Below are 10,847 nucleotides of genomic sequence, written 5' to 3'. Positions count from 1 at the left end.
AAAAACGTCTCTTTTTCAATTTCCTGACTCGATAGTGGATAAACGGATGCTGGCCTAAACAAGCGGGGGAAAAGCAAGCATATACACTTGGGAAATTTCTGAAAAAGATTTTCGGTATTTTCAGAAAAAAAGCGAGCATCCCATGAAATCACTCTTTTTGACTTTCGGTCTTATCTGCCTGACAGTATACCCAGACATTTCACAAAACCAGTCTGTTGGCGAAAGCATTGGACGGATAATAGAGGAGAACGGGATCCCGGGAATCTCTTACACCTATTTGGACAGCGGGCGGATAAAGGAGGACTTTGCCCTCGGGGTGGGTTCTAAAGCTGAAGAATCGATCAATCGGGAAACCGTCTTTTCCGCAGCATCCCTAAGTAAACCGGTTTTTGCCTACTTGGTCATGCAACTGGTGGACGAGGGATTGATCGATTTGGACAGTTCTTTGTCCAGGTATTACGACTACATGGATATTCAGAAAGAACCGTACTATCCATTGGTCACCGCGAGAATGGTGCTCAGCCATACCAGCGGACTGCCTAACTGGAGAACGAAGGAGCTCCAATTCAAATACAAGCCGGGAGAGCGATTTAACTACTCAGGCGAGGGATACGTTTGGCTGCAACGTGTAGTCGAGCATTTGAAAGAAAAACCGCTTGAAGACTTGGCTCAGGAGTATGTATTTAAGCCATTGGAAATGAAAAGGAGCAGTTACATCTTTTTGGATGAGTTTGAAGAAAACCACAGTTTGTCATTCAAGAAAAACGGAGAGCAGCAGGCAAAAAACAGAATTCAAAGCGGAAATGCCGCGGCGTCTTTGCAGACCACATCCCACAACTTCGGACTCTTTCTGGAAGCACTTCTTTCCGGAAAACTTATTGGTAGCCAGCTTCGTGACAGGATGTTTTTCCCGCAGGTTCCGGTAGATTATAGAGAAGGAAAACCTCAGGAACTCTATTGGGGCTTGGGCATAGGGATTCAGCAAACATCAGAGGGTAAACAGATTTTCCAGTGGGGGGACAACTATACCTTCAGGGGCTATTTCACAGCCAACACAGAAACCGGCGATGCGGTAGTCTATCTTACCAACAGCGAAAAAGGACTCAAACCCGTGCGGGAACTCGTGGCACTGGCGATGCCCGACCCCCAGCCAGCTTGCGACTGGATGGACTACGACTGACTTTGTCCGACGGTTCCAAATGCTATGATTTTCGCGATATCATGGCTAACTTCAAAACGGCAAAACATTCCGGCAGCCGAAAAACAAGCCGTTCCATACCATGAAATTCAATTCAGCAATTCTCAGCCTTCTACTTTCCTTGGCCCTCTCTTCCTGCACGCTCAATTTCTCTTCCAAGGACTCCGACAACCAAGTCACTGACGAGCGGGATTTGGGCCAGGTGACCCAACTGTATGTCAACGGAATCTTCAACCTGTACCTTTTGCAGGGAGATAAGCCCTCGATACGCATAGAGGGCGATGAAGAAATGGTCAAAAAGCTCAAAGTAAACCAGGACGGGGAAAGCCTGGAGTTGAAATTTGAAGAAATCAACAACAATTTTTTTGGGGGTTCAAGACCAGACGTCTATCTGACGCTCGGCGACCTGAAGCGTTTGGAATTTGACGGCGTCGGCAATATCAAGTCCCAAGGGGCTTTCAAAGTAGAAGACATACGACTGCAAGGCAACGGGGTCGGCAATATCTTGCTGCACTTTGACGCACGGAAAATCGACGCCGAGTTTAATCTGATGGGCAACATGACTCTGAAGGGAAGCGCAACCGTAATCAATCTCGCCAATGAGGGCATCGGGAATATCGAAGCCTCCGACCTTATCGCCCAGGAAATGACCTTGACCAGCAATGGGATCGGAAAAGTGGCCGTGCATTGTACCGGCAACCTCTCCATTACCGTCAACGGCATCGGAGCGGTCAGCTATGTGGGAAACCCAAATGTAATCAAAGAGGAAATCAACGGGATTGGGAAAGTGAGCAGAAACTAGAACTCATCTATGCCCATTCCGGCCATCCTCTAGATATTACAGGAGTTGTTGGACGACTTCCAGATCACCTTTCTGTCGGTGATTTCTTCAAATGGAACCCCCGCCGACCCTATTACCCCTAGGGAATTTCCGCTGCAATCGTACACCGGATAAACCGAATTACACAAAGGGCAACAATTTTGTAGTACAAAAACCGTCTGAGAATCATAGATTCCCATGGTAATGAAAGAGTAGTCTCTGCCGATTTCAAATTCCTCGGTTTCCACTATCAGCTCCTGTAGCCAAACCAGATCCATCGCGTTTTCCACATTGCACGCCCGAATTGGATCGGGATCATCCGAGCAGGAGACGGTTAAGAGTACTAAGAAGGAGAGAGAATAAAGTAACTTTTTCATCATATTTTGTTTACGGGTTAGGCTCCACCACACTGGTTGTTGGAAGATCTCCAAATTATCCGGGAATCCTTGATATCTTCCCATTCAATCCCATCAGTCCCCATGTAGCCCAACACTCTTCCGGTGCAATCATAGACGGCTGGAGGGGCCATCGAGCAATTGGGACAACAATTTCCAATCACAAAAACTGTCTTGGACTTGTAGGCTCCCGTGTACAAAATGGAATAGGTTTGGCCAATGAAGTGATTTTCCTCTTCTGCCAACAAATCCGCCAACCATGGCAGATCCGTCACCACATTACCCACATTACAAGAGGGATCGGGATCATCGGAGCAGGAAGTCATCAGTCCCAAAAATACGAAGGGGTAGATGAGGTTTTTCATGAGCCTTTTTGTAACCTGACGGCCAACTTAACGAGTTCGTTACAGGGGTGCGAAAAAAATAAAGAAAAACTTTAACAGCTTCTGGCAATCCGCTGTTTGTTTATCTCATCAAATCCGTTCATTTTCGGTCAATGCCTCCTGACCCTCTGGATTCGATCCGTCTGAATTTCTCGCAAAGCGATCTTTTCGCGCTCAATCTGGCCCTGGCTCTCATCATGTATGGAGTCGCCCTGGATCTGAGATGGGAGGATTTCAGATATCTGCTTAAAAATCCCAAGGGATTCATTCTGGGGATTTTTTCCCAATTTATCCTTTTGCCTTTTTTAACCTGGGGTCTGGTTTCCCTGCTCAATCCTCCACCCAGTTTGGCTTTGGGGATGATGCTGGTTGCTGCCTGTCCTGGAGGCAATGTTTCCAATTTCCTCTCCAATTTAGCAAAGGGCAATGCCGCCCTTTCGGTGAGTTTGACTGCTTTTTCCTCGGTGTTTGCCATTTTCATCACACCTCTAAATTTTGCGCTTTGGGCAGGATTGTATGAGCCCACTTCCCTTCTACTTAGGGAGATCAGACTGGATATCGCGGAGGTATTTTTCACGGTGGGAATCATTCTTGGCATCCCGCTGATTCTCGGAATAGTTACCCATCAAAAGCTTCCTGAATTCGCAAAAAAGGCCTCAAAAATCCTCAAACCGCTGAGTATCCTAATTTTCTCAGCTTTTATCATCTTGGCATTTGCGGGCAATTTTGAGCTTTTTCTTCAGTATATCGGAGTCATTTTCCTTTGGGTAATGGCCCACAACTTCATTGCCCTATCGGCAGGCTACCTCACTGGAAAGCTCGGCAGGCTACCTCTCTCCGACATCAAAACCCTGACGATTGAGACGGGAATTCAAAACTCCGGCTTGGGGCTGGTATTGATTTTTACTTACTTTGAAGGCCTCGGCGGCATGGCCCTGATCACCGCTTGGTGGGGCATCTGGCATCTGATCTCCGGGATCTCCCTCGTTGCCCTTTGGAAAAAAACCACATGAAATCGAGCATACCAAAAACACAACATTCCCAGGCGACTTCTGATCAAAGGAATATCAGTATGGCTAAAAAAAGAGTGATTCCAAGCACATGAAAGACCTTTTCAATGCGATACTCCGACTCCTTGTAAAGGTTGCTCTTCACGGTTATTTCAATAAAATCATCGTGGAGGGAAAGGAAAACCTCCCCAAAAATCGGCCGGTAATCTTAGTTGCCAATCATCAAAACGCCCTCATCGATCCTTTGCTGCTGGCTACCCATACCCGTCTCAACCCCTGGTTTTTGACACGGGCGGCCGTTTTTACCAATCCCGTCGTGTGCAAGTTGCTCCATTTTATCCGCATGCTGCCCGTATATCGCCTGAGGGATGGATTTTCGACCATACAGCAAAACCAACAGACCTTCGACGACACCTACGAAGTGCTGCGCAAAAACGGCACCGTGGTCATCTTTGCCGAAGGCAGCCACAGCTTGGTCAGAAATCTGCGGCCTCTCAGCAAGGGATTTACGCGGATGGCGTTTGGGCTGAAGGAAAAATACCCCGATCTCGAACCAGTCATCCTTCCGGTGGGCATAGGATTCAGCGCGCACAAAAGATCAGGGAGTCGTGTTAGGATCACCTTTGGGGCTACCATCCCAGTCGACATGCCGCCATCGCAGTCCGGAAAACTGACCAAAAGCGTGGAAAGAGCGCTGAAGGCCCTAATCGTGGATATTCCTGACGCAGACTACGACTCCACACTAGCACGCTTGATCGAGCATGAGGTCGACCTTACTTCTAGGGAAGACGTGGAAACCTTTTTGGAAACAGGAGTCGTGGCCAAGCCCGTAGGCTCGGTCACCGGTCTTGGCAACAAAGTGATGAAGATCTTTCATTTTCCCCTCTATTGGCTGTGGCTACTGAAAAGACCAGGAGTTAAAGACGAGGTTTTCAGCTCCACTTGGAAGTTTCTGATCGGGTTTACTTTGGCCATCCCCTACTATTTTTTCCTGCTTTGGCTGACAATGGACACGCTAGTGGGAAGTTGGGGTCTGACCTTTCTGATCCTAGCTTGGATCACATTGTGGAAAAACAAAAACCCCCAAGAGTAGGCAAATCCAAGATTTGAACCTCAAAAAAGAATGGGCGGACACCAAATAATCTTTGGCAATGTTCTTAACTTTGGGAAGCAACAACCCAAATATAACCGATCATGACCCAAGATTTTCTCCCGCTCAACGGAACAGACTACGTGGAGCTCTATGTAGGCAACGCCAAACAAAGCTCCCTCTACTATCAATATGCATTTGGTTTTGAGCTGATTGCCTATTCCGGACCCGAAACGGGTGTCCGTGACCGTGCATCATACGTCCTCAAGCAAGACAAGATCCGGTTGGTTCTCACCTCTCCCCTGACTGCCGACCATCCTATAGCCGCGCACATCCAAAAACACGGGGACGGAGTAAAGGTCCTTGCCCTTTGGGTGGATGACGCGGAGAAGTCTTGGCGGGAAACCACCTCCCGTGGCGCAGAATCCGCTTCCGCTCCCGCGACGCTCAAGGACCAGTTTGGCGAGGTAAAGGTCGCTTCGATCAAAACCTATGGCGAAACGATTCACACTTTTGTGGAGAGAAAAAACTACTCCGGTGTATTCTTACCCGGCTTTCAGCCCAGAAAAAGTGGATTTGCAAGCCAAGGCATCGGACTGAAATACATCGACCATTGCGTCGGCAATGTAGAACTCGGAGCGATGAATCGCTGGGTGGAATTCTACGAAAATGTCATGGGCTTTAAGCTCCTGCTGACCTTCGACGACAAGGACATTTCGACCGAATATTCCGCACTCATGTCCAAGGTGGTATCGAATGGAAACGGCTACATCAAATTCCCCATCAACGAACCTGCTGAAGGCAAGAAAAAGTCGCAGATCGAGGAATACCTCGATTTCTATGGTGGCCCCGGCGTGCAGCACATGGCTATCGCCACCGATGACATTTGCCATACGGTGAGAGAATTGAGAAATCGTGGCGTGGAGTTTCTCGAAGTACCAGCCTCATACTACGATGACCTTCTCGATCGGGTAGGCAAAATCGATGAGGCGATCGAACCCCTGAAAAACCTCAACATCCTGGTGGATCGCGACGAGGAAGGCTACCTGCTACAGATATTCACCAAGCCTGTGCAGGATCGCCCGACGCTTTTCTTTGAGATCATTCAGCGCAAAGGGGCAAAGTCCTTTGGAAAGGGAAATTTCAAGGCCCTCTTCGAAGCCATCGAAAGGGAACAGGCATTACGCGGAAATCTCTAGAGTTCCATAAATCTCCAAAGAAGCCAGACAGCCCTGCTGCTCTGGCTTTTTTGTTTCCATTGTGCAGAAAAAGGGATATTTTGATTGAAAATCAACGTTATGAAAGTTTTCGTCTCCATTGTTTCCCAGACAGTCAAAGGAGGGCTGTTTTTTCTTCTTCCTCTGGTCATTGTCATCATACTGCTTAAAAAAGCAGTCGAGCTGATCCTCCCCTTGGCCCACGTGGTCAATGGGTGGGTGCCTTTTGCCCTACCGTTTTCAGCTATGGCCTTGAGCGTCATTTTTCTTATTCTGATCTGCTTCCTTGCGGGTTGGCTGGCCAAACTAGGGTTTGCCAAGAAGCTCATCCTATTGTTGGAGGAGAATTTTCTCGTGCTGTTTCCTGGCTACCAGCTCATGAAAAACACCTTTGAGTCCAAGGTGGGATTAGACTCCCAAAAGGAATACCCCGTCGTCTTGGTACCCATTGACGGATGGATGATCGCATTTTTGGTCGAAGAAATCAACGAAACCGAAGTGATGGTTTTCGTGCCCTCTGCCCCCAGCCCGTGGGAAGGTAGCCTAGTGATTTTCGAAAGATCTCAGATAAGGGAATCGACGCTAAAACCTGGCGACATCATGACCATCATGAAAAAACTGGGGGTGGGATCAAAGTCGCTTTTTGCAGAGCAAACAAGAAGGCCTTTCCGGAATTCCTAATCCGAAAAGGCCAATTAATAGCCACTGAGGCTTTTTTTCAGTTCCTATTTATAGAGTTTTTCATGAAGCTTTTTCAGTTCCCCTTCCGGAATCTTGATGACTTTTCTGTCATAGGTCATTATTCCGTTGGTCTCGATCTCCACATCCGTGGTCTGGGTATAGATGGCTGCGGCGAGCCCTTTGGGAATCAACTCGGACAAATCTTCGATCAGAATGGAATAGCGGGCTTTGAGCTCATCCAAGGTTGTGAAGCTTTGATACCCCCAATTATCCTTGAGCTGCCAGGTATGTCCTTCGATTGGCAAGCCCAGCCCGCCGAACTCTCCTAAAACCAAGACGGTGCTAGCTCCGAAAATTGCAGGATCGGGCATCACTGGATCGGGATAGTTGTGTAGATCCATGATGTCGCCCACTATCTTTGTCCCCTCCATTTCAAAATTGCCTCCACTGGCACTATTGATCAATCGGCTCGCATCCAGCTCCCGGGTCAGCTTGACAATTTCCGTGGTTTTGAATTGGCCCCACGCTTCATTGAAGGGAACCCAAACCACGATAGAGGGGAAAAACCTAAACTCATTGATGATCTCTTTCCATTCTGTCTTGAAGATTTCCTCAGATTCGGGAGTTCTCGCCTTGTTCATTCCCTCACGGATGATTCCCGGGCGGACTTCCCAACGGTTGCCCATATCTCCGCTTGGCATGTCCTGCCATACCAGCATACCGAGTTTGTCCGCATGGTAATACCAACGGGCAGGTTCCACTTTCACATGTTTTCGGATCATGTTGAATCCCATTTCCTTGGTCTTTTCGATATCGAAAAGCAGCGCTTCGTCCGTGGGTGCGGTATAGAGCCCGTCTGGCCACCAGCCTTGGTCAAGCGGACCGTATTGGAAAAGTGCTTTTCCATTGAGGTACATTCGCTGATAACCATCCTCGCCTTTTGCCATTCGGATGTCCCGGTATGCGGCGTAGGACCTGACCTCTTCGATCAGTTTCTTCCCCTGAAAAAGTTTGATCGAAACATCGTAGAGAAAAGGGGAATCGGGCGACCAGGCTTTGGGACCTGAGATTTTTAAGGGAGCAGGTTTATTGGCTTGGGATCTGAAGGATGCGACAACTTGCCCTCCCTCTAGGAGACTTACCTCCACTTCTTGGCCCTCTTGGGAATTCTTGATTTCAGGGTAGAAAACCTGTGCAGAATTCTCCCAATCCGTCTGGGAATAGCTGGATGCTATGAAAGACTCGGGAACCGTTTCTAGCCAAACCGTCTGCCAGATTCCGGTGACTGGAGTATACCAGATGCTTTTGGGTTCCTTGACCTGTTTGCCTCGTGGCTGGGGCCCAGAATCACTTGGATCCCATACCCTCACGCGAATCTTCTGGGATTTTCCCTTTACGAGATGGTCGGTAATGTCAAAGCTGAAGCTATCAAATCCTCCCTGATGCTTCCCAACTTGCTGGCCGTTTACCCAAACTTCGGCCTCCCAATCCACCGCACCAAAATGAAGCAAGACTCGCTTGCCCTTTCGGTCCAGCCCCAGGTCAAGGGTACGCTCGTACCAAAGCTCATGATCTGGTCCCACTGGCTTCTGGACACCTGACAAAAAAGATTCAACGGCAAAGGGCACGGTGATTTTCCCGGCGAAGCCCGTTTCTGGGCTGCTGCCTTTGGGCAAAATGGCGAAATCCCATTGACCATTGAGATTTTGCCAGGAATCCCTCACCAGTTGAGGACGGGGATATTCTGGGAGTGGATTCTCTGGATTGAGGTCGTCAGCCCAGGGTGTTTTGAGGATTGTCTGGGAAAAACCGCTGTAGCTCAGAGCGATCAGCGCAAAAAAGAAAATCTTTCTCATAAATAAAATCTGAATTGTGATGGCTGAACTTATTGAAAATGAAACCAAAGAACAAGCGGATTTAAAGAATCGGATTGAAGGAGCTGCTTATTTCCCTCTTGCCTGGACGGCAGCTTTCTGAACGATGGCTCCATCGGATTAAAAAAAAAACCTAACTCAAGCTGATTCAAAGAAGCTCTGAACCCTGATTTTCAAGGCTTCCCACCTTGGTCTTGCCCAATTCGCCCCAAATCTTTCCAAGGAACCGCCGATTGGCTAGGGTCAATTGAAGCTTTGATGGACCAAACGCAATGCAAAGAAAAAGCAGAGTACGTACAAGCACGGAAATACTTTGCGATCATTTATTGGGCAAGATGGCATTTTTTGACATTTTCTATATCTTAGAACCACACTGAAATTTTTAAACGAGATGAGTTCAATCGACCCTGCTATCCTAGGCAAAGCTCAAAGCTGGCTGGATGGAAATGTGGATGCTGACACCAAGGCGTCCATCAAAAAACTAATAAGCGACAACCCCACCGAGTTGGTAGATTCATTCTACCAGGATCTGGAGTTTGGTACTGGAGGGCTGAGGGGGCTGATGGGAGTCGGCACCAACCGCATGAATGTCTACACCGTGGGCATGGCCACACAGGGATTGGCAAACTACCTGCTTCAGTCCTTTCCGGGACAGGAAATCAAAGTTGCGATTACCCACGACTGTAGGATCAACAACACAGTGTTTGCGAAAACGACCGCAGATGTCTTCACCGCCAATGGAATCAAGGTACTTTACTTCAGGGAAATGAGACCTACCCCTATGCTCTCCTTTGCTGTGCGACACTATGGATGCAAAAGCGGCGTCATGATCACTGCCTCCCACAATCCCAAGGAATACAATGGATACAAGGCGTACTGGGAAGACGGAGCGCAGGTAGTCGCTCCCCACGACACCAACATCATCAAAGAGGTGCAGAAGATTACTTCCTTTGACCAAGTCAACTGGAATAAAAATGACAGTCTGCTCGAATACATCGAATCCGATTTTGACAAAATCTACCTGGATCTCGTCAAGGGACTGAGTCTTTCCCCTGACGCCGTCCAGGCCCAAAAGTCTATGCCGATCGTTTTCTCTCCAATCCATGGAGCATCTGGCAAAATGGTACCAGCAGCGCTAAAAGCCTTTGGCTTTGAAAACGTCCACATTGTAAAGGAACAGGCAGAGCCAGACGGCAATTTCCCGACCGTGATCTACCCCAATCCTGAGGAAGCGGAAGCTTTGACTCTCGCGGTGGAACTTGGCAAAAAGGTAAACGCGGAGCTTGTACTCGCCTGCGATCCCGACGGAGACCGCTACGCGGCGGTCGTCCCCAACGAGACGGGAGAATATGAACTGCTCAATGGCAACCAAACCGGGGCGATGATCAGCTACTACCTGCTTTCAAAATGGAAGGAAGCAGGAAAGCTTGACGGCAACCAATTTATGGTCAACACGATTGTGACAACAGAGCTCATCAACGCCATTGCGGCCGGGTTCGGGGTCACTTGCTACAATGTGCTCACAGGATTCAAGAACATCGCGGCAATCATTCGTGACTTGGAAGGCAAGGCGACCTTCGTAGGTGGCGGCGAGGAGTCCTATGGCTATCTAGTCGGGGACTTTGTGCGTGACAAGGACGCCGTAAGTGCAGCAGCCATTTTCGCGGAGCTGGTCGCTTATTATAAAACCAAAGGCATGAGTGTGATTGATCTTATGGCCGAGATTTATTCCAAATTCGGCTTCTACAAGGAGTCTTTGATTTCGGTCACTAAAAAAGGAAAAGACGGCGCAGAACAAATCCAAGCGCTGATGAATGGATTCCGTACCAATCCTCCTTCTCAAATGAACGGAGTGGATGTCGAGCGCGTCGTGGACGTAAAAAACTCTACCGTGACTCATGTGAAGTCTGGCAAAGTGGAAAAGCTCGATATGGACAAGTCCAACGTGATGCAGTTCTATCTCGCTGATGGAAGCAAAATTTCAGCCCGCCCTTCCGGTACAGAGCCAAAGATCAAGTACTATTTCTCGGTCAATGCCCCCCTCTCCTCGCCTTCTGAGTACCGGAATGTCGAAGCCTTACTCGCTGAAAGACTGGAAGGTTTAAAAAATTACTTCAGCTAAGCTGATTCCAATACCGAAAAAAGAAAGCACCGACAAGTCGGTGCTTTCTTTTTTTCA

10 protein-coding genes are annotated in these 10,847 nt (G+C 48.4%); 7 read left to right on the top strand and 3 right to left on the bottom strand.

The window, feature by feature from the left end:
* Positions 1 to 142: 142 nt before the first annotated feature.
* Together J0A67_RS03995 and J0A67_RS03990 are read left to right on the top strand one after the other, a co-directional pair.
* On the top strand, positions 143 to 1,180 hold the full coding sequence (locus tag J0A67_RS03995; RefSeq protein ID WP_206567975.1) for a serine hydrolase domain-containing protein: 1,038 nt from the start codon (positions 143 to 145) through the stop codon (positions 1,178 to 1,180).
* A 100-nt stretch (positions 1,181 to 1,280) separates the two neighbouring features.
* Positions 1,281 to 2,000, top strand: coding sequence for a head GIN domain-containing protein (locus J0A67_RS03990; RefSeq protein ID WP_206567974.1), 720 nt, complete (start codon positions 1,281 to 1,283; stop codon positions 1,998 to 2,000).
* Positions 2,001 to 2,029: 29 nt separating this feature from the next.
* Here J0A67_RS03990 and J0A67_RS03985 read toward each other — a convergent pair whose 3' ends face one another.
* A complete protein-coding gene (locus tag J0A67_RS03985) occupies positions 2,030 to 2,395 on the bottom strand; it encodes a hypothetical protein (RefSeq protein ID WP_206567973.1) in 366 nt (121 codons plus the stop codon).
* Between the two features lie 17 nt (positions 2,396 to 2,412).
* On the bottom strand, positions 2,413 to 2,778 hold the full coding sequence (locus tag J0A67_RS03980) for a hypothetical protein (protein WP_206567972.1): 366 nt from the start codon (positions 2,776 to 2,778) through the stop codon (positions 2,413 to 2,415).
* Between the two features lie 131 nt (positions 2,779 to 2,909).
* On the opposite strand from J0A67_RS03980, the gene J0A67_RS03975 reads away from it, so the two are divergent.
* The 4 genes from J0A67_RS03975 (at position 2,910) to J0A67_RS03960 (ending at position 6,794) form a co-directional block, all read left to right on the top strand.
* Positions 2,910 to 3,809 carry a bile acid:sodium symporter family protein gene (locus tag J0A67_RS03975; RefSeq protein WP_206567971.1) on the top strand — a complete coding sequence of 300 codons (900 nt, stop codon included), beginning with the start codon at positions 2,910 to 2,912 and terminating at the stop codon, positions 3,807 to 3,809.
* Between the two features lie 88 nt (positions 3,810 to 3,897).
* Positions 3,898 to 4,899: a 1-acyl-sn-glycerol-3-phosphate acyltransferase gene (locus tag J0A67_RS03970; protein WP_206567970.1), complete on the top strand. Its 1,002-nt coding sequence runs from the start codon at positions 3,898 to 3,900 to the stop codon at positions 4,897 to 4,899.
* Between the two features lie 101 nt (positions 4,900 to 5,000).
* Positions 5,001 to 6,095, top strand: a complete 1,095-nt coding sequence (gene hppD / locus J0A67_RS03965) for a 4-hydroxyphenylpyruvate dioxygenase (protein ID WP_206567969.1) — start codon at positions 5,001 to 5,003, stop codon at positions 6,093 to 6,095.
* Between the two features lie 99 nt (positions 6,096 to 6,194).
* The gene (locus J0A67_RS03960; RefSeq protein WP_206567968.1) at positions 6,195 to 6,794 is read left to right on the top strand and encodes a DUF502 domain-containing protein; all 600 of its coding nucleotides are present in this window, start codon (positions 6,195 to 6,197) and stop codon (positions 6,792 to 6,794) included.
* Positions 6,795 to 6,838: 44 nt separating this feature from the next.
* Here J0A67_RS03960 and J0A67_RS03955 read toward each other — a convergent pair whose 3' ends face one another.
* The gene (locus J0A67_RS03955) at positions 6,839 to 8,650 is read right to left on the bottom strand and encodes a glycoside hydrolase family 2 protein (RefSeq protein ID WP_206567967.1); all 1,812 of its coding nucleotides are present in this window, start codon (positions 8,648 to 8,650) and stop codon (positions 6,839 to 6,841) included.
* 409 nt (positions 8,651 to 9,059) lie between these two features.
* Between J0A67_RS03955 and J0A67_RS03950 the strand changes: the two genes are divergently transcribed.
* Positions 9,060 to 10,790 carry a phospho-sugar mutase gene (locus J0A67_RS03950; RefSeq protein WP_206567966.1) on the top strand — a complete coding sequence of 577 codons (1,731 nt, stop codon included), beginning with the start codon at positions 9,060 to 9,062 and terminating at the stop codon, positions 10,788 to 10,790.
* The last annotated feature ends 57 nt before the right edge of the window (positions 10,791 to 10,847 follow it).

The sequence above is a fragment of the Algoriphagus aestuariicola genome, from assembly GCF_017254835.1.
GTDB lineage: Bacteria > Bacteroidota > Bacteroidia > Cytophagales > Cyclobacteriaceae > Algoriphagus > Algoriphagus aestuariicola.
Note: the sequence above shows the minus strand (reverse complement) of the source record. Positions and strands in the feature narration are given on the sequence as shown.